The organism is Bacillus sp. TH19 (assembly GCF_016651075.1).
Lineage (GTDB): Bacteria > Bacillota > Bacilli > Bacillales > Bacillaceae_G > Bacillus_A > Bacillus_A mycoides.
This window is the reverse complement of record NZ_JAEKEO010000007.1, coordinates 1,156,301-1,175,912: the sequence shown is the minus strand read 5'-3', so window position 1 is coordinate 1,175,912 and position 19,612 is coordinate 1,156,301. Positions and strand designations below refer to the sequence as shown.

Here is a 19,612-nt window from a genome sequence, read left to right as displayed (position 1 = left end):
TATGTCCAAACTGCATTCATTTATACATTGCTAGAACCTTTCAACGTTATACGTTTGAAAGGTTCACTATATAATTTCACCTTGTTACATGAAATCATACGGTGAAATGTTTTCCACGTCCATTTCTTCACCATTAACTGTCACCATCTGCACTTCTCCTTGTGATTCTTGCAATCGGCCAGCTAAAGTCGTTTGACGCATTGCATCATCAAGGCGATTTACACCGGATTGAAACGCTGCTTCCTCCCCGCAAATAATAAGGAATTTCTTACTCCTTGTAATACCCGTGTAAATTAAATTACGACGTAACATACGGTTATAGCTTTTTACAATCGGCATAATAACAATCGGAAATTCACTACCTTGTGATTTATGAATCGAGCAGCAATATGCATGTGTAATTTGATTTAAATCTGGCTTTGTATACGTTACTTCAATCCCATCAAATGAAACGATAATCATATCTTGTTGCTCAACGTTTTCTTTCGCATAAAACACCGAAACGATTTCTCCGATATCACCATTAAATACTTGGCTTTCCGGCTGATTGACTAATTGAAGTACTTTATCACCTCTGCGGTATACAACGTCACCGTAGGCAATTTCTTTACTTTTTTCTTTTTTCGGATTGAACACTTCTTGAAGAGCTTCATTTAACACATTAATACCTGCCGGTCCGCGGTACATAGGTGCCAACACTTGTACATCTCTTGCGCTAAACCCTTTCGTCTTCGCGTTTTCACATACTTTTTTTACAACTTCAACAATTTGAGCACCTGCACAGCTGATAAATGAACGATCTTTTTTATTTTGCGCTAAATCTGGTGGAAGTGTTCCGTCCTTTATCGCATGGGCAAGTTGAATAACAGATGACCCTTCCGCTTGACGATAAATTTCTGTAAGCTTGACCGTTGGAACCGCACCTGCATTCAATAAATCTTTTAACACTTGTCCAGGTCCTACAGATGGCAACTGATCTTCATCACCTACAACGATAACTTGAATATTTGTCGGAAGTGACTTGAATAGCTGATTTGCAAGCCAAATATCTACCATCGAAAACTCATCAATAATAAGGAGCTTCCCTTGTACAGGGTCTGTTTCATTGCGCTGAAAAGATCCTTCTGGCGTCCATCCAAGCAGACGATGAATTGTGCAAGCTGGAAGTCCTGTCGATTCACTCATGCGCTTCGCCGCTCTTCCAGTTGGGGCCGTTAATAATATTGGAAATGGATTATCATCACTATATTCATTCGGATTTAATGATACTCCGTGAAGTGACGCATACATTTCAACAATTCCTTTAATAACTGTTGTTTTCCCCGTCCCTGGTCCACCTGTTAACAACATCATCGGCTTATGAAGTGCAGTTTGAACTGCTTCTTGCTGAAGCGGCGCATACTGTACCTTTAGCTGTTCTTCAATTTCTCCTAACGTTTTTAACACTTCTGCTTCAGGGAATGCAGGGGTTTCTTCTTGATTCATAAGACGACGAATTGACTTTACAACGCCTTTCTCAGAATAGAATAAAGAAGCTAAATACACTCGCTCTTCTTCTATAATGACTTTCCCTTCGCTTTGCATCATTTCAACGCAGCCTACAATATCTTCCTCAGTCACTCTACCTTCTTGATTATTTAAAAGTGACATCGTTTCTCTTACAAGCTGACCTTTTTCCATATACACGTGACCGAGTTGTAATGAAATATTCTCTAACGTATAAAAACACCCTGCACGTACACGGTCGTCGTGATTGCCCGTTATTCCGATTGCACGCCCTATATCATCTGCTCTTCCAAATCCAATTCCGTCCACTTCTTCAATAAGTTTATACGGATTATTACGAATCACTTCTAATGTCATCTCTTTATATTGCTGATAAATTTTAATAGAAAGTTTTGTTCCAAAACCGTAACCATTTAAAAAACTCATCACTTTCTCGAGCCCTTGATGCTCAATAATCGTCTCATATATTTCCTGCGCTTTTTGCTTGTTTACAACACCACTTAACGCATCCGGATCATCCATAATTTTAGAAATCGCATGCTCACCAAGATGGTCCACGATTTTTTCAGCTGTACGCTTTCCAATCCCTTTAAATAAATCGCTCGCTAAATATTGCACCATACCTGCTTTTGTTTGTGGCAGTTCTTTTTTAAACGTTTCAACTAAATATTGTTTTCCATACTTTGGGTGGTCTTTAAAATGACCTGTTAATGTAAACACTTCATCTTCATGCATACGGGGAAAATGACCGTTTATCATTACTTTTTTTTCGTCGTATGTTTCATTCGTTTCAATGACTTTCATACTGACAACGGAATAGAGGTTTTCTTCGTTGTGGAAAATGGTATGAAGAACTTGCGCTTTTATAAATCTTTTTTCTTCCTCAAACAAATCCATTGCATGTTGATTTCCCATATTTCCTCTCCTTTCCGAGTTCTTTTCACTTTAATGAGCAGTACATCCCCCACCTCTTTCACAATCTTTAGATGAGGGGTAACTGCGCATTAAACTATAATTTCACTTTATTCAGCTTCTTGCTCTAATAAACGAATACCATTACCAGCTAAAAAGTGGTCTGCTTGAATTTCAGTCGCTTTCTTAAATAAAGTAAGAGCTTTCTCGTTATTCTCCTCGAATACGTACGCAACACCTAAATTATAATACGCATCTGCATGCTCTTCATCCATTTCTAACACCTTTTCAAAATAAGGTTTTGCCTCTTGAATATGTTCTAGTCGTGCGAAGCAAAGTCCGCATTGGAAAACAGCTTCTACATCGCCTTCATCTAATTCCGTTGCTCTTTGTAAAAATGGAAGTGCAAGACGATCATTTCCAAGTTGCACATGTGTGATACCTAACATAAATGTTACGTCAGCTGATTGTAATCCCACTTGCATCGCTTGTTCAAATACAGCCTTCGCCTCTGCAAATTGCTCTTGACCGTAATATACATTTCCTAAGCCATAATAAGCAGCAGCAGATTTACCATCTAATTCTAATGCACGTTTATAAAATACAATTGCTCGCTCACTATCACCTAATACATCTAATAAATTCGCAAAGTTAATGTATCCAAGCGCATCTTTCGGATTTTCTTCGATTGCTTCTGTGAAATTTTTAGCTGCTTCTTCCCAGTTTCCTTCTTGCATATATTTAATACCTGTTTCAAGTTTGTTTGACATATCCTTCACCTCTACAACAAATTATAACAAAGAATGTATTTTCCAAGCGAACGAAAATTCGCTTTATGTAAAAGAAACCTCTAACCGCTAATCGGCAGAGGCTTCTCGTGTTATCCTAAATAATCTAATTTCTTACCACTATGATATACTTCATCAATTGTAGCGCCGCCTAAGCACTCATCTCCATCATAGAAAACAACTGCTTGGCCTGGCGTAATCGCACGAATTGGCTCATCACAAAGAATACGAACTGTATTTTCATCAACGATTTGAACCGTTACTTTATTGTCTGCTTGACGATAACGGAATTTCGCTGTACACGTAAATTCTTTTTCCTTCGCTTTATTACTTACCCAGCCTACATTCGTAGCAATAACTTCATCACCATATAGAAGTTCGTTATGGAATCCTTGATCAACATATAAAATGTTTTCTTTCAAGTTTTTTCCAACAGCAAACCACGGATCACCATTACCACCAATACCAAGGCCATGACGTTGTCCAATTGTATAATACATTAAACCATCATGTTTCCCTTTCACTTCACCAGATAATGTTTGCATCACACCTGGTTGCGCCGGTAAATAGTTACTTAAGAAATCTTTAAAGTTACGCTCACCGATGAAGCAAATACCAGTACTATCTTTCTTCGCCGCTGTCGCTAAACCAGCTTCTGTCGCCATTTCGCGAATTTGTGGTTTCTTTAATTCACCTAATGGGAACATTGTTTTTGATAGTTGCTCTTGGCTTAATTGATTTAAGAAATATGTTTGATCTTTATTGTCATCAACGCCGCGAAGCATTTTATATTCGCCGTCCATATAAGCAACGCGTGCATAATGACCTGTTGCTACATAATCAGCACCAAGTGCAATTGCATGCTCTAAAAATGCTTTAAATTTAATTTCTTTGTTACACATTACATCTGGGTTTGGTGTACGACCAGCTCGGTACTCATCTAAAAAGTACGTAAATACTTTATCCCAGTATTGTTTTTCAAAGTTTACTGCATAATACGGAATGCCGATTTGGTTACACACTTCAATTACATCATTGTAATCTTCTGTTGCTGTGCAGACACCATTTGCATCTGTATCATCCCAGTTTTTCATAAAAATTCCGATTACATCATACCCCTGCTCTTTTAATAAAAGAGCTGCTACAGATGAATCGACGCCACCGGACATCCCGATGACAACGCGTGTTTCTTGAGGTAGTTTGTTCATCATGTCACCTCCCATGCTAATTTTGTGTTAATCGCTTCACGATTTTCACTGTTTCGTACGCCGCTTTTTCAATTTGCTCTTTCGTATTTCCAAGTCCGAAACTAAAGCGTACGGATGAACGTATTTGATCGGAGTCTTTTCCGAACATCGCCACTAATACATGTGATGGATCAATCGAACCAGCTGTACAAGCAGAACCACTTGATACTGCAATACCAGCTAAGTCTAGGTTTACAAGAAACGGTTCAATATTCATTCCTGTAAAACTTATATTAAACACATGTGGTAAGCGATATTCCAAGTCTCCGTTTACCTCGAAATGAATGTCCTCATTTTTGAAGACAGATACCATTATATCTTTAAACTCTTCATATTGGGCATTTTTTTGCTCACGAGTTTTTTCAGCTAGCGAAACTGCATGTTGAAGTCCAACAATACTAGGTATATTTTCAGTACCAGCACGACGTTTTCTTTCTTGCTCTCCGCCTATTAATAACGGTTCAAATTTCACATTTGCACCAGCATATAGGAACCCTACACCTTTTGGGCCGTTAATTTTGTGAGCGGAAATCGATAATAAATCAATACCAAACTCTTTCACATCTATTTCTATTAAACCGTAAGCTTGTACAGCATCTGTGTGGAAATAAGCTTGATGCTCTTTTAACAACTTACCTATTTCCACAATTGGTTGTATTGTCCCTACTTCATTATTCCCGAACATAATAGATACAAGAATCGTCTCTTCCGTTAATGCCTTTTGTATGTCAGAAACTTGAACACGCCCTGTTTCATCAACAGGTAAATACGTCACTTCAAATCCTTCACGCTCTAACAATTCACACGTATGCAAAATCGCATGATGTTCAATTTGCGTTGTAATAATATGGTTACCTTTATGACGATTCGCGCGCGCTACACCTATAAGTGCTAAATTATCAGCTTCTGTACCACCGCTCGTGAATATAATTTCATTTGGACTCGCGTGAATGCTACGTGCACACACACGTCTCGCCTCATCTACCGCATGGCGCGTTTGACGCCCATAAAAATGAATACTAGACGGGTTTCCAAATGTTTCTGTCATATATGGAATCATCTTTTCGACCACTTCTGGGTGAGTCGGAGATGTCGCAGCATGATCTAAGTAAATGCGTTCCATTAAATCTCCTTCTTTCCAAATCGTTTCACAAGGAATTAAATGTAAAACATATAGCCCCCGTGATTTTCTTCCTCATAACGTACTAAATCTTCTAAAGTTGTACTATCTAATACTTCTTGCACCGCATCACGAACACGCATCCATAATTGGCGTTGTGCTGGTTCTTCTTCTTCTATCATTTCTACAACACTAATTGGACCCTCTAGTACACGGATTACATCTCCAGCTGTAATGTTGACTGGCTGATCAGATAATACATATCCACCATATGCCCCGCGCGTACTCTTTACAAGACGAGCGTTACGAAGTGGTGAAATTAATTGCTCTAAGTAATGCTCAGATAGGTCATGCGCCTGCGCAATTGATTTTAATGAAATTGGGCCTTCACCAAACTTTTTTGCAAGGTCGATCATAATTGTTAAGCCGTAGCGGCCTTTCGTTGAGATCTTCATCTATTTGCACCTCATTTCAAATTTTCACTTCTATTGGTTATATCTTATTTATCCCGCTATTTGCGGGCAGTAAAACTCCCACCTCAAAATTCGGCTGGAGCAAAGAAGTTAGGTGGGGGATGAACAAAACCCCCACTGATTAAAGTTTCACTTTATAAAAGAACACAATTTAAAATCCTATGAAATTATAGCATAATATAGTATTATAAGAAATTTCAACTTGTGTATCAAAATGATAACATAAAATCACATTGAAAAACTCGGAAATTATTACAATTGAAAGAAAAATAGGAATATTCATATTCATCTTCCCCACAAAACAGCATCCTATTTCAAATTTCATCAAAAAAAATGATACGATAGAATGAGATTATACATTAAGGGAGAGGGTCAAATGAAACAACCACTCGCACATCGAATGCGCCCTACAAATATTCAAGAAATTATCGGACAACAGCATTTAGTTGGTGAAGGCAAGATTTTATGGCGAATGGTCCAAGCAAATCATTTTCAATCAATGATTTTATACGGTCCTCCAGGCACAGGAAAAACATCAATCGCCAGCGCAATTGCAGGAAGTACTGGAACCCTGTTTCGCCTCTTAAACGCTGTTACTCATAATAAAAAAGATATGGAAGTTGTCGTACAAGAAGCGAAGATGCATCGGCACCTCGTTTTAATTTTGGATGAAGTTCATAGGCTAGATAAAGCGAAGCAAGACTTTCTATTACCCCATTTAGAAAGCGGACTTCTTACTTTAATTGGTGCAACGACAAGCAATCCGTTCCATGCTATTAATTCTGCTATTCGAAGTCGTTGTCAAATCTTCGAATTACACGCATTAACAGAAGATGATATTTTAATTGGCTTAAAACGAGCGCTTGAAGATAAAGAAAAAGGGCTTGGGGAATATGATGTAACTGTTACGGATGAAGCATTACATCACTTTGCAAATGCATCAGGCGGAGATATGCGCTCAGCTTATAATGCACTTGAACTAGCTGTTTTATCTAGCTTTACAACTGACGACAAAGCCGCGGAAATTACACTTGAAATCGCAGAAGAATGCTTACAGAAAAAGAGTTTCGTTCACGACAAAGGTGGCGATGCTCACTATGACGTTTTATCTGCTTTTCAAAAATCAGTACGCGGAAGTGATGTGAACGCCGCACTTCATTATTTAGCACGTCTTATTGAAGCTGGTGACTTACAAAGCATCGGTAGACGTCTGCTTATTATGGCATATGAAGATATCGGACTTGCTAGCCCACAAGCTGGACAACGTACACTTGCAGCGATTGAATCCGCTGAACGGGTCGGCTTCCCAGAGGCACGCATACCACTTGCAAATGCTGTTATTGAACTTTGTCTATCACCGAAATCAAACTCGGCCTATAAAGCACTCGATGCTGCACTACACGATTTACGTAATGGCCAAACAGGCGATATTCCAAGTCATTTAAAAGATAGTCATTATAAAGGAGCCGAATCGTTAGGAAGAGGCATCGGATACTTATATCCACACGATCACCCAAATGGCTGGGTACAACAACAATACTTACCTGATAAAATTAAAAACAAGCAATATTATAAACCGAAAACGTCAGGAAAATTTGAACAAGCACTTTCTACTGTTTATGAAAGATTACAAAGTTCGCATAAAACGAAGAATAAAGGGTAATATAAGCGAAAACGTCACCATTACGGAGGGTTCGCTTATGAAAACACGTCAAGATGCATGGACAAAAGAAGACGATCTCCTTTTAGCAGAAACTGTTTTACGACATATTCGCAGCGGAAGTACACAAATAAAAGCATTCGATGAAGTTGGTGATACATTAAACCGAACTTCAGCAGCTTGTGGCTTTAGATGGAATGCTGAAGTAAGACCATATTATGAAGATGCGGTGCAAATCGCAAAAAAACAACGTAAAGAATTAAAGCGTTCGGAAGCTAAAATAGAAAAAGAGCAGTTCACACAAACTCGGCAGCTCGTAATCGATGCCGAGTTTTCAGAAGATATTGTCCCAAATAAACAAGATCTTACAATGCAAAATGTCATCTCATTTTTGCAAAACTTGGAGCACAATAACCCATCACTTGCAAAGTTACAAACTGAAAATGACGTATTACAAGATCAGCTCACTTCCCTGCAAAAAATGAATAATGAACTTGAAGCAAAATTAGCTGTTCTCACAAAAAAACAACAAGCAATCGAAGAAGATTATGCAATGCTTGTTAGAATTATGGATCGTGCTCGAAAACTTGTTTCGGTCGAAGAACAAGAAGAGCAAATTGCTCCGATTTTCAAAACCGATCAAAATGGAAATTTAGATATTATATATTCTGCAGAAAACTAAAAACAGGGATGCCACTTTTTCAACTAAGTGACATCCCTGTTTATTTTCTCTTAGTGAAAAAGCACCACAGTAAATGAAATTATATTAACGATTCGACATCGATATTTCTTTAAAACATACAAAAAGCATATATCCTAAACGATATATGCTTCCTTTTTATTCTTGCCCTACACGCTTGACTTCTACGTTTTTAATACGCTCACGTACAACGTGACTTGCCATAATTAAACCAGCCACAGATGGTACGAACGCATTTGAAGAAGGTGGTAATTTCGCTTTACGAATTTTTGCATTTTCGTCTGGTACGATTTCTTTACGTACTTCTTCACGAATTACGATTGGGTTTTCGTCAGAGAAGACAACTTTTACACCTTTTTTAATACCATCTTTACGAAGCTTCGTACGAATTACTTTCGCAATTGGATCTGTATGTGTTTTAGAAATGTCCGCAATACGGAAACGAGTTGGGTCCATTTTATTTGCCGCACCCATACATGAGATAATTTTGATTTTACGACGTAAACATTGTTTAATTAAATGAATTTTGAACGTAATCGTATCAGATGCATCTACTACGAAATCTAAACCGTGTTTAAAGAACTCTTCATATGTTTCATCTGTATAAAACATCTCTAGTCCAATTACTTCACACTCTGGATTAATATCTGCAATACGCTCTTTCATTAATTCTACTTTTGAACGTCCTACAGTAGATACTAACGCGTGAATTTGACGGTTTACGTTTGTAATATCTACAACATCTTTGTCAACTAATACGAGACGTCCTACGCCAGAACGTGCTAACGCTTCTGCCGAAAATGATCCTACGCCGCCAATACCTAAAATACCGACTGTACTATTTTTTAATATTTCAAGGCCTTCTTTTCCAAAGGCTAATTCATTACGTGAAAATTGATGTAACATTCAGCTCTACACTCCTATTACAAAAATGGTCTACCATGTATTCTAGCGTTTTTCCGACTATTTGTATAGAAAAAGTTATATAATTCCTAAAAATACGTATTTCAAACAAGGAAAACATAATGTAAAACCGGACTTTTTTCTTACGTATACGTTTAAAAAGGAGGACTTAGAGAACCTAGCAGATTGAGACACGTATGCTAGGAGGAGCGCAGTGTAGGAGTACTACTCGAGCACCGGACTAGCATACGTAACAATGAGATGCGACAGTTATCTGAACCGGACTTTTTAAACTTCCCCTCAAAAAAAGCCTAGACGGCTATAGTATAACCATCTAGACTCTATTCTTACTTCTCTTCTTTCAAGCTCAATTTTAAGCTTAGCTCTTCAAGCTGAGCTTCTGCAACTGGGCTTGGCGCTTCTGTTAATAAGCAGCTTGCGCTTGCTGTTTTCGGGAATGCAATTGTATCACGAAGGTTCGTACGACCTGCAAGTAACATAACAAGACGGTCTAAACCTAATGCGATTCCGCCGTGTGGTGGTGTACCGTATTCGAATGCTTCTAATAAGAATCCGAATTGTTCTTGTGCTTCTTCTTGTGAGAATCCAAGTGCTTTGAACATTTTTTCTTGTACGTCACGCTCGTAAATACGAAGTGATCCACCACCAAGCTCATAACCGTTTAATACAAGGTCATATGCTTGTGCACGTGCTTTTTCTGGTGCTGTTTCTACTAACTCAACGTCTTCACGGAATGGCATTGTGAATGGGTGGTGAGCTGCGAAGTAACGATCTGCATCTTCATCGTACTCAAGAAGTGGCCAATCAGTTACCCATAGGAAGTTAAATTTACTTTCGTCAATTAACTCAAGTTCTTTACCTAGACGTAAACGAAGTGCACCTAAGCTATCTGCAACAACACTTTTCTTATCTGCTACGAATAGTAATAAGTCACCAGCATCCGCTTCTAATGTACTCATTAACACGTTTGCCTCTTCTTCACCGAAGAATTTCGCAATCGGTCCTTTTAAGCCGTCTTCTTCAACTTTAAGCCAAGCTAGACCTTTTGCACCGTATACTTTGGCGAATTCAGTTAATGCATCGATGTCTTTACGAGAGTATTTGCTCGCTGCACCTTTTGCGTTAATCGCTTTTACTTGTCCGCCGTTTTCTACAGCACTTGTAAATACTTTAAATCCACAACCTACTGCAAATTCAGATAGGTCTTTTAGTTCCATTTCAAAGCGTGTATCCGGCTTATCAGAACCAAAGCGAGCCATTGCATCAGCATATTTCATACGAGGGAATGGTGCACTAACTTCTACACCTTTTGCATCCTTCATGACTTTCGTCATCATACGCTCCATCATTTCTAAAATTTCATCTTGTGTTAAGAATGATGCCTCGATATCAATTTGCGTGAATTCCGGTTGACGGTCCGCACGTAAATCTTCGTCACGGAAACAACGTGCTACTTGATAGTAACGCTCAAATCCACCGACCATAAGAAGCTGTTTAAATAGCTGCGGAGATTGAGGTAATGCATAAAATTCACCATCATGCACACGGCTTGGTACTAAATAGTCGCGAGCTCCTTCTGGCGTGCTCTTCGTTAAAATTGGTGTTTCAACTTCTAAGAACTCTTCTGTATCTAAGAAGTTACGAATTGTTTTCGTTACGTCATGACGCATTTTGAATGTGTTGAACATTGCAGGACGACGTAAGTCTAAGTAACGATATTTTAAACGCACATCTTCTGATGCATCTGTATCATCAGCAATAATGATTGGCGTTGTTTTCGCTGCGTTTAATACATTTACTTTCGATGCTTGTACTTCAATACGACCAGTTGCCATATTATCATTAATTGCGCCTTCACCACGTTCAACAACTGTACCTTCTACGTGCAATACGTATTCGCTACGAATCGTTTCTGCTACTTCTAACGCTTCTTTTGATGTTTCTGGATTAAATACAACTTGTACGATACCTGTACGGTCACGTAAGTCGATAAAGATTAATCCGCCTAAATCACGGCGTTTTTGTACCCAACCTTTTAATTGAACTGTTTGTCCAACCGCTTCTACTGTTACTTTTCCGCATGCATGTGTTCTTTCAGCCACTTTAAGTTCCCCCTATATTAATTTCTCTGCTACATATGAAGCAAATACATCTAACGCTACTTCTTCTTGTCCGCCTGTTGCCATATCTTTTAAGTTAATGATGCCTTTATCTAGCTCATCTTCCCCTAATACAGCTACGTATTTCGCATTTAAACGATCTGCAGATTTAAATTGTGCTTTCATTTTGCGATCTAAATAATCTTTTTCAACTGATAATCCAGCTTTACGAAGATCGAACGCAACTTTTGCAGCACGGTCTTTCGCTTTTTCACCAAGTGCTACAACGTAACAATCAATACTATGTTCAATTGGTAACTCAATATTTTCAGCCTTCAGCGCCATAATTAAACGCTCAATACTCATCGCAAAACCGATACCTGGCATTTCCGGTCCACCGATTTCTTGTACAAGTCCGTTATAACGGCCACCGCCACTTAATGTTGTGATAGCACCGAAACCTTCTGCCTCACTCATAATTTCAAAAACAGTGTGTTGGTAGTAGTCTAAACCACGTACTAAATTCGGATCTTTCTCAAATGGAACATCCATCATCGTTAGTAGTTCTTGTACTTTGTCGTAGTATACTGCTGAATCTTCGTTTAAGTATTCTGTAATAGATGGTGCCGTGCTCATTAATTCATGATTACGGTCCTTCTTACAGTCTAAAATACGAAGAGGATTTTTTTCTAAGCGAGATTGGCAATCAGAACAGAATTCTCCGATGCGCGGCTCAAAGTGAGCAATTAACGCATCACGGTGCGCTTGACGACTCGCTGCATCACCTAAGCTATTTAATACAACTTTAATATTTTTCAAGCCCATACCGCGGTAAAACTCTACAGCAAGTGCAATTACTTCTGCATCAATTGCTGGATCGTTACTACCAATTGCTTCAATACCGAATTGTACGAATTGACGATAGCGACCTGCTTGTGGTCTTTCATAACGGAACATTTGGCCAATATAGTATAATTTTGTTGGTTGTGTTGCATCACCGAACATTTTGTTTTCAACGTAAGAACGTACAACAGGTGCAGTACCTTCTGGACGTAATGTTAAACTACGCTCTCCACGGTCTTGGAATGAATACATTTCTTTTTGTACGATATCTGTCGTATCACCAACACCACGTAAAAATAGCTCTGTGTGCTCAAAAATTGGTGTACGAATTTCTTTATAATTGTAACGACGGCAAATGTCGCGCGCTTGCCCTTCGATATACTGCCATAACTCAACACTACCTGGAAGAATATCTTGCGTTCCGCGTGGGATTTGAATAGACATATTCAGTTCCTCCTCAAATTGTTTTAATCTTAATAAAAATAAAAAAACTCCCGCCTCTACTGTTTGAACAGTAGGGACGAGAGTATTATACCCGTGGTGCCACCCTAATTGAAGCACGTATGCTTCCACTTTTTTAATAACGCTTAAATTTGCGTTCATCTCTACTAAGCGTATAAGCCTTTCAAGTTGAAACCTACAGAGTGTCATTCAATCAGTCATCATGTAGAAATGTTTTCAGCCTAGGACATTTCTTCTCTTTCCATGTGTATCTCATTTACTCTCCTCTATCAACGGCTATATTCATATGTAAATATAAAATTACTATACGTTTGTTGAGTAGGATTGTCAAGTGCTCTAAGAGCGCTCAATTTGCTTCTTTAGGCGCTTTACATCTTGTAGTGAAATTCCAAACTCAGAAGCAAGCTCCATTGAAGTATTGTTTTGTTCTTTTGAAATAAAATCATGTAAATTTACGTTAAACAGTTGATTTGCACCATTTGTAACAGAATGCCCTTTTTCATTCATACGCATACGTATATCCCTCACATTCAATATGGTTGTTTTACTTTTTATTGTTCCATATTGATGAGATAGTTATACATAGCCGAAACAGTTATTGATTCCAAATAAACATAAGAATGCGATTAACAATAATAACGGTAGCCAATCCACTCGCAAGTAAAGGGTGCTTCAAATGATACAACGCTGTAACACCTACTCCAAACACGATAATTTCTAACAATACATGCAATATACCACGCACTTCCCACTCTGCGTATGGAGCTCCAAATAACCCCCATATGACAGCAACAACAATCGGAAGACTAGTAGCCAGTGTAATTTTTACAACAGGTATTTCTCCTATTCGGAACCCCCAGTATCCAACAATCCCAAGAATGCATAACTCCAGCATAAAACGTAAAGCTATATTGAATTCTTGAAGCATGCTACACCTTCTTTTCCTTTTATTCCTCTTCAAATTAAATCCTATTGTAACTAAACAAAACATACCACAATGTATGAAAAAAGAGAGGACCTATAATCCTCTCTTCCCCGGCAACACTATTTACTTTCTACAATTAAGGTCACCGGACCATCATTGATTAAAGAAACGTCCATCATTGCTCCGAACTGTCCTGTCTCCACATGCAGTCCTTGTTTACGAACTTCTTCATTAAAGAAATCATATAAATGTTCTGCATAATCAGGTTTCGCAGCATCCATAAAGTTTGGACGTCTTCCCTTGCGGCAATCTCCGTATAATGTAAATTGCGAAATAGATAGAACTTGTCCCTTCATATCAAGTACAGAGTGGTTCATCTTTCCGCTCTCATCTTCAAAAATACGTAGGTTTGCAATTTTTTCTGCGATATAAGTTGCATCTTTTTCTGTATCTTCATGCGTAATGCCAACTAGTAATGTTAAACCGAATGGAATTTGTCCTACAATCTCGCCATCTACTGTGACAGACGCTTCCTTTGATCGTTGTAAAACAACTCTCATCTTTTCTACACTCCCTATTAATGCATCATGCGTCGTACGGCATAAATTTCTGGAACACGTTTAATGCGCTCTACTACTTTTTTCAAGTGTTGTAAGTTTCGAATAGAAATCGACATGTTAATCGTTGCCATCTTATTACGATCACTTCTACCAGAAACAGCTGAGATATACGTCTTCGTTTCTGTAACAGCTTGTAATACTTCATTCAATAGACCACGACGATCATAGCCTGAAATTTCAATATCAACATTGTACTCAATTTCTTTTTCAGGACTACCTTCCCAATCTACTTCTAGCAAACGCTCCACCGCTTCTTCTGTATGCACATTGACGCAATCGCAACGGTGAATTGATACGCCTCGACCTTTCGTAATATACCCAACGATATCATCGCCTGGAACTGGGTTACAGCATTTTGATAAACGAATTAACAAATTATCTGCACCACTTACCTTTACACCAGAATCCCATTTTCGAATTTTCATCGGTTTACGAACTTCTTTAACTTCAACGATGTCTTCTTCTTCACGTTGTTTACGGAACTTGTCCGTTAGTCGCGTAACAATTTGCGCTGCTGTAATTCCGTTATATCCAACTGCTGCAAACATATCTTCTTCATTTGCAAAGTTAAACTTCTCAGCGACACGTTTTAAATTATCAAGCGCTAATACTTCTTTCATCTCATACTCTAAGCCACGCACTTCTTTTTCAACAAGTTCACGGCCTTTTTCAATATTTTCATCTCTACGTTGTTTCTTAAAGAATTGACGTATTTTATTTTTCGCATGAGATGTTTGAGCAAGCTTTACCCAATCTTGACTTGGACCATACGAATGTTTCGATGTTAAAATTTCAATGATGTCACCAGTTTTCAACTTATAATCAAGCGTCACCATTTTCCCATTTACTTTTGCACCAATTGTCTTGTTTCCAATTTCCGAATGGACACGATACGAAAAATCAATTGGAACAGAGCCAAGTGGTAATTCCATTACATCGCCTTTTGGTGTAAAGACGAATACCATGTCAGAGAATAAATCAATTTTTAATGACTCCATAAATTCTTCTGCATTAGAAGCTTCATTTTGCCATTCTAATATTTGACGGAACCAAGTTAGTTTCTTCTCTAATGTACCCGTTGTTTCTGCTGCTTTACCTTCTTTATACGCCCAATGTGCCGCGATTCCGAATTCTGCAATCTCATGCATTTCTTTCGTACGAATTTGCACTTCTAGCGGATCACCTTTTGGTCCAATTACAGTCGTATGAAGAGATTGATATAAATTTGCTTTCGGCATTGCAATATAATCTTTAAAACGACCTGGCATTGGTTTCCAGCACGTATGAATAATCCCAAGCACCGCATAGCAATCTTTAATACTATTCACAACGACACGTACAGCTAGTAAATCGTAAATTTCATTGAATTGTTTATTTTGCAATGCCATTTTACGATAAATACTGTAAATATGTTTTGGTCTTCCAGAAATCTCAGGTTGAATTGAAACCTCTTTTAATTTCTCGCGAATGCCAGTCATTACTTCATCTAAATATTCTTCACGCTCTGCACGTTTACGCTTCATTAAATTCACAATACGATAATATTGCTGCGGGTTTAAATAGCGAAGTGACGTATCCTCTAACTCCCATTTAATAGTGCTAATTCCGAGTCTATGTGCTAAAGGTGCAAAGATTTCTAACGTTTCATTTGCAATGCGACGCTGCTTCTCTTGAGGCAAATGTTTCAATGTACGCATGTTATGAAGACGATCAGCTAGTTTAATTAAAATAACTCGAATATCTTGAGCCATTGCAATAAACATTTTGCGATGGTTTTCTGCTTGTTGCTGCTCATGGGATTTGTATTTAATCTTTCCAAGCTTTGTAACACCATCGACAAGCATAGCGATTTCTTTATTAAATTCCCGTTCAATGTCTTCTAATGTAATTTCTGTATCTTCCACTACATCATGTAAGAAACCTGCCGATACTGTAGCCGGATCCATGTGTAAATCAACTAAAATACCTGCAACTTGAATTGGGTGAATAATATATGGTTCACCCGATTTTCTATATTGTTCGCTATGTGCATCACGCGCATATTCATAGGCACGTGCCACTAGCTCAATATCTCCATCCGCTAAATATTGACTTGCTTTCTCGAGTACCTGTTCAGCTGTTAGTACTTGCTCATTTGCCATCGAATCACCTTTTATTGAAAATTGACTTTATCTTTATTGAATAGAATAAATTATATTCTATCATTATAACCCAATGATTGTGAATTGTGAAAAGGAAAAGATTTTACTGACATTTCACCATGTTTTTTTGTGCAATTATACAAAAGTACCCGCTCCTCTCCAAGAGATTCACGGGTACTTTTTTATCACCGTAGTTTCACCTATATAATGATTAGTATTTTTCTAATACTAATACATCGTAACCATCTAACATTTTACGACCATCTAAGTAAGTAAGCTCTACTAAAAATGCAATTCCTGCTACAACTCCACCAAGTTCTTCAACTAGTTTAATTGTCGCTTCGATTGTTCCACCTGTAGCTAATAAGTCATCTGTAATTAATACACGTTGGCCGGGCTTAATTGCATCTTTATGGATTGTTAAAACATCCGTTCCATATTCTTTACCGTAGTCAACTGTAATTACTTCACGTGGTAATTTTCCTAATTTACGAACTGGTGCGAAACCTACTTCTAATGCATAAGAAACTGGGCAACCAATAATAAAACCACGCGCTTCTGGTCCTACTACAACATCAATGTCTCTTTTATTTGCATACTCAACGATTGCATCTGTTGCTGCTTTATATGCTTTTCCGTCGTTCATTAAAGGTGTAATGTCTTTAAACACAATACCTTCTTTCGGATAATCTGGTACAATTGCGATATGTTGCTTGAAATCCATATTTCTGAATCCTCCTCAGATATAAAAGGTTTGTAAATACAAATCCTTTACCCTAACTGTTCTACTTATTTATGATCACGAATCGTTTCAAACCATGTATATAGTTGCTGATATGTGCTATAAACCAATTCTTTCTCTAATTGTAAGTGGTTCATTTTCTCACGATATGTGTTCGATTCAATTAAATCACGCTTTTGTTTTTTATCTGCCATAAAAATGACACCGTCTTTTATTGTAACAAATTCTAACTCAAAAAACACCTGTGTCATGAAATTTACTGTATCTTTTGACCAACCTTTATGACGACACAGTTGTTCCCCATATTGCCTTAAAGAAAATGGTGTTTTTTGGCTTAAGAAAGAATAGTACCATTTAAAATGCTCCCTCGTTGGGACCGTACTAAATAAATGATTATTCTCTTGATAAAATAGCGTGTAAATTCGAGCTGGGAATCCAGCCTTAAATACATCACCTAATTCATCTGCTCCTTTCGGCAAATCAAGTAGCACAATGTATTGATCATCAAAATGAGCTACCTCTGATGCATGCACGATATGCTCTTTATAGCCTTCTAAAGAAAATTTATTCAATACCTCTTCAGAAAAATACACCATTGTTATTTTTTCTTTCGGAAGTTCTGCTAAATTTGCTTCTACATTACGCATACTACGCCAGTCAAATAATTGCCATGCCTCTACAGCAATATCTTGCACCATTAATTGCGGCTTTTTAAAGTTATTCCATTCATTAATGGACACTTCTCCTACTACAGAAACCTTCGCAACTGGAGAGATTTCTTTCGCATAAGTACCAAATCCAAATCCAATCGTGTCCAGTGTTGCTTGTCCATCACGAAGAGCCATTTTTAAATGCGAACCATCAGATCCAATTGCACGGATACTTTCTAAGTCGGCATCTTTCACCGCAATACGCGGTTTCGGATTTCCTACGCCAAATGGCGCTAACTTTTGCATATCCTCAATCGCGGCAAGCGTTACATCTTCTACTTTACAAAATGCATCCACTGCTGTAATCGGAATAAAATCTTCTGCTGTTAAAATTACATCTGCTTGCTCATTTAACCTGCGTCTTAATTCATCCACATCATTCATATTAAGTGTCATTCCCGCTGCCATCGGATGACCTCCGAAATGCGGTAACAATTCACGGCAATCTGAAAGGTTTGCAAACAAATCAAATCCTGCAATACTACGAGCCGATCCCTTTGCTGTTTCTTTATGAGGATCAATGCTTAATACAATCGTCGGACGATAAAAACGTTCAACTAACTTAGAAGCGACAATTCCAATTACCCCTGGATTCCAACCTTCTTTTGCAAGGACTAACACTTTATTTTCTTCTGGCGGGAAATTATTTTCGACTTCAGCGATAGCTTCTTCAGTAATTTGCTTTACAATATCTTTTCGAAGTTTGTTCAGCTCATCAATTTCTTCAGCTAGCTCTTTCGCTTCCTCTGGATCTTCTGATAATAAAAGATGTACAGCAGGTGTTGCATCTTCCAAACGACCAACTGCATTAATACGAGGTGCGAGTGCGAACCCGATGCTTTCTTCTGTAATTTCGCTTTGCGAAACGTTAGCGACTTTAAATAACGCCTTTAAACCGATATTTCGAGTCATTCGCATATGCTTCAGTCCACGCTGTACTAATAATCTATTTTCACCGTGAAGCGATACTAAATCGGCTACCGTACCGATTACTGCAATTTCCAACAAATGCTCTGGCACACGACCCAAAAGTGCATGTGCAACTTTAAATGCAACACCAACACCCGCTAAATAATGAAACGGATAAACACCGCCTTCTAATTTCGGGTGAATAATCGCAAGTGCCTCTGGTAATTCTGGTGGTGGCTCATGATGATCTGTAATAATAAGATCTATTCCAAGTTCCTTCGCTACCTTCGCTTCATGTACCGCTGCGATACCAGTATCGACAGTAATAATTAGTGAGAACCCTGCACTGTGCGCCCAACGAAACGCTTCTTCATTTGGCCCATAGCCTTCAGTAAAACGATTTGGAATATAAAATTCTACTTCTGCACCTAATTCTTTGAGAGCAAGATATAACACAGTCGTACTACTTACTCCGTCCGCATCGTAATCGCCAAATATTAATATTTGTTCTCCATTTTCAATAGCTTTTTTCACACGTTCTACAGTCCGATCCATTCCTTCAAGTAAAAATGGATCATGAAATTCTTGATCTGCTGTATTTAAAAAGTCTACAATCTTATCTTCTGTATTTAAGCCTCTGCCAAGAAATAATGAAGTCACAAGAGGTGATAGTTGCAATTTATTTGCTAATTCACTCACTAGTTCCTCATTATATTCTTTTTCTTTCCAACGCGTCTTCGGTTGTAACACGAAATCACCCCTTAACCTATCCATTATACAAGACAGATTAAGGGGTGACAATATAATGCAAACTACGATTCGATATCTATA

16 protein-coding genes and 1 other annotated feature are annotated in these 19,612 nt (G+C 38.1%); of the genes, 2 read left to right on the top strand and 14 right to left on the bottom strand.

The window, feature by feature from the left end; translation table 11 throughout:
• Positions 1 to 84: 84 nt before the first annotated feature.
• From recD2 to cymR, 5 genes are all read right to left on the bottom strand, one after another.
• Positions 85 to 2,421 carry an SF1B family DNA helicase RecD2 gene (gene recD2, locus JFU54_RS09805; RefSeq protein ID WP_201064345.1) on the bottom strand — a complete coding sequence of 779 codons (2,337 nt, stop codon included), beginning with the start codon at positions 2,419 to 2,421 and terminating at the stop codon, positions 85 to 87.
• 107 nt (positions 2,422 to 2,528) lie between these two features.
• A complete protein-coding gene (locus JFU54_RS09800) occupies positions 2,529 to 3,188 on the bottom strand; it encodes a tetratricopeptide repeat protein (RefSeq protein ID WP_002143220.1) in 660 nt (219 codons plus the stop codon).
• 110 nt (positions 3,189 to 3,298) lie between these two features.
• A complete protein-coding gene (gene mnmA / locus JFU54_RS09795; protein ID WP_002088752.1) occupies positions 3,299 to 4,414 on the bottom strand; it encodes a tRNA 2-thiouridine(34) synthase MnmA in 1,116 nt (371 codons plus the stop codon).
• 16 nt (positions 4,415 to 4,430) lie between these two features.
• Positions 4,431 to 5,576 carry a cysteine desulfurase family protein gene (locus JFU54_RS09790; protein WP_002143221.1) on the bottom strand — a complete coding sequence of 382 codons (1,146 nt, stop codon included), beginning with the start codon at positions 5,574 to 5,576 and terminating at the stop codon, positions 4,431 to 4,433.
• A gap of 35 nt (positions 5,577 to 5,611) precedes the next feature.
• Positions 5,612 to 6,028 carry a cysteine metabolism transcriptional regulator CymR gene (gene cymR, locus JFU54_RS09785; RefSeq protein WP_000704117.1) on the bottom strand — a complete coding sequence of 139 codons (417 nt, stop codon included), beginning with the start codon at positions 6,026 to 6,028 and terminating at the stop codon, positions 5,612 to 5,614.
• Between the two features lie 394 nt (positions 6,029 to 6,422).
• Between cymR and JFU54_RS09780 the strand changes: the two genes are divergently transcribed.
• Both JFU54_RS09780 and JFU54_RS09775 read left to right on the top strand, forming a co-directional pair.
• Positions 6,423 to 7,709 (top strand): replication-associated recombination protein A, encoded by a 1,287-nt coding sequence (locus JFU54_RS09780; RefSeq protein ID WP_201064343.1) that lies wholly within the window; start codon positions 6,423 to 6,425, stop codon positions 7,707 to 7,709.
• A gap of 37 nt (positions 7,710 to 7,746) precedes the next feature.
• Positions 7,747 to 8,388 carry an RsfA family transcriptional regulator gene (locus JFU54_RS09775; protein WP_002034101.1) on the top strand — a complete coding sequence of 214 codons (642 nt, stop codon included), beginning with the start codon at positions 7,747 to 7,749 and terminating at the stop codon, positions 8,386 to 8,388.
• A 156-nt stretch (positions 8,389 to 8,544) separates the two neighbouring features.
• Here the strand turns inward: JFU54_RS09775 and JFU54_RS09770 are convergent, their stop codons facing one another.
• The 9 genes from JFU54_RS09770 to recJ form a co-directional block, all read right to left on the bottom strand.
• Positions 8,545 to 9,312, bottom strand: coding sequence for a tRNA threonylcarbamoyladenosine dehydratase (locus JFU54_RS09770; RefSeq protein WP_000903181.1), 768 nt, complete (start codon positions 9,310 to 9,312; stop codon positions 8,545 to 8,547).
• A 344-nt stretch (positions 9,313 to 9,656) separates the two neighbouring features.
• The gene (aspS, locus tag JFU54_RS09765) at positions 9,657 to 11,432 is read right to left on the bottom strand and encodes an aspartate--tRNA ligase (RefSeq protein WP_201064341.1); all 1,776 of its coding nucleotides are present in this window, start codon (positions 11,430 to 11,432) and stop codon (positions 9,657 to 9,659) included.
• 12 nt (positions 11,433 to 11,444) lie between these two features.
• Positions 11,445 to 12,716, bottom strand: a complete 1,272-nt coding sequence (hisS, locus tag JFU54_RS09760) for a histidine--tRNA ligase (RefSeq protein ID WP_012261743.1) — start codon at positions 12,714 to 12,716, stop codon at positions 11,445 to 11,447.
• Between the two features lie 69 nt (positions 12,717 to 12,785).
• Positions 12,786 to 13,016 (bottom strand) — a binding site (T-box leader).
• A gap of 54 nt (positions 13,017 to 13,070) precedes the next feature.
• The gene (locus tag JFU54_RS09755; RefSeq protein ID WP_002015300.1) at positions 13,071 to 13,247 is read right to left on the bottom strand and encodes a hypothetical protein; all 177 of its coding nucleotides are present in this window, start codon (positions 13,245 to 13,247) and stop codon (positions 13,071 to 13,073) included.
• Positions 13,248 to 13,329: 82 nt separating this feature from the next.
• Positions 13,330 to 13,662 (bottom strand): YrdB family protein, encoded by a 333-nt coding sequence (locus JFU54_RS09750; protein WP_201064338.1) that lies wholly within the window; start codon positions 13,660 to 13,662, stop codon positions 13,330 to 13,332.
• Positions 13,663 to 13,778: 116 nt separating this feature from the next.
• Positions 13,779 to 14,219: a D-tyrosyl-tRNA(Tyr) deacylase gene (locus tag JFU54_RS09745; RefSeq protein WP_002015302.1), complete on the bottom strand. Its 441-nt coding sequence runs from the start codon at positions 14,217 to 14,219 to the stop codon at positions 13,779 to 13,781.
• Positions 14,220 to 14,236: 17 nt separating this feature from the next.
• Positions 14,237 to 16,420 carry a GTP diphosphokinase gene (relA, locus tag JFU54_RS09740; protein ID WP_002015304.1) on the bottom strand — a complete coding sequence of 728 codons (2,184 nt, stop codon included), beginning with the start codon at positions 16,418 to 16,420 and terminating at the stop codon, positions 14,237 to 14,239.
• A 211-nt stretch (positions 16,421 to 16,631) separates the two neighbouring features.
• Positions 16,632 to 17,144, bottom strand: coding sequence for an adenine phosphoribosyltransferase (locus tag JFU54_RS09735; protein WP_002015305.1), 513 nt, complete (start codon positions 17,142 to 17,144; stop codon positions 16,632 to 16,634).
• 65 nt (positions 17,145 to 17,209) lie between these two features.
• Entirely contained in the window at positions 17,210 to 19,531 is a 2,322-nt protein-coding gene (recJ, locus tag JFU54_RS09730; RefSeq protein ID WP_002129228.1) for a single-stranded-DNA-specific exonuclease RecJ, read from the bottom strand.
• Positions 19,532 to 19,612: the final 81 nt, after the last annotated feature.

Bases quoted from the DNA above. Each gene is read 5' to 3' on its own strand.
- JFU54_RS09750 (WP_201064338.1), bottom strand. From the start codon at position 13,662: ATGCTTCAAGAATTCAATATAGCTTTACGTTTTATGCTGGAGTTATGC.
- JFU54_RS09790 (WP_002143221.1), bottom strand. From the start codon at position 5,576: ATGGAACGCATTTACTTAGATCATGCTGCGACATCTCCGACTCACCCA.
- JFU54_RS09775 (WP_002034101.1), top strand. From the start codon at position 7,747: ATGAAAACACGTCAAGATGCATGGACAAAAGAAGACGATCTCCTTTTA.
- JFU54_RS09770 (WP_000903181.1), bottom strand. From the start codon at position 9,312: ATGTTACATCAATTTTCACGTAATGAATTAGCCTTTGGAAAAGAAGGC.
- JFU54_RS09780 (WP_201064343.1), top strand. From the start codon at position 6,423: ATGAAACAACCACTCGCACATCGAATGCGCCCTACAAATATTCAAGAA.
- mnmA (WP_002088752.1), bottom strand. From the start codon at position 4,414: ATGAACAAACTACCTCAAGAAACACGCGTTGTCATCGGGATGTCCGGT.
- recD2 (WP_201064345.1), bottom strand. From the start codon at position 2,421: ATGGGAAATCAACATGCAATGGATTTGTTTGAGGAAGAAAAAAGATTT.
- JFU54_RS09755 (WP_002015300.1), bottom strand. From the start codon at position 13,247: ATGCGTATGAATGAAAAAGGGCATTCTGTTACAAATGGTGCAAATCAA.
- JFU54_RS09745 (WP_002015302.1), bottom strand. From the start codon at position 14,219: ATGAGAGTTGTTTTACAACGATCAAAGGAAGCGTCTGTCACAGTAGAT.
- hisS (WP_012261743.1), bottom strand. From the start codon at position 12,716: ATGTCTATTCAAATCCCACGCGGAACGCAAGATATTCTTCCAGGTAGT.
- JFU54_RS09800 (WP_002143220.1), bottom strand. From the start codon at position 3,188: ATGTCAAACAAACTTGAAACAGGTATTAAATATATGCAAGAAGGAAAC.
- cymR (WP_000704117.1), bottom strand. From the start codon at position 6,028: ATGAAGATCTCAACGAAAGGCCGCTACGGCTTAACAATTATGATCGAC.
- JFU54_RS09735 (WP_002015305.1), bottom strand. From the start codon at position 17,144: ATGGATTTCAAGCAACATATCGCAATTGTACCAGATTATCCGAAAGAA.
- relA (WP_002015304.1), bottom strand. From the start codon at position 16,420: ATGGCAAATGAGCAAGTACTAACAGCTGAACAGGTACTCGAGAAAGCA.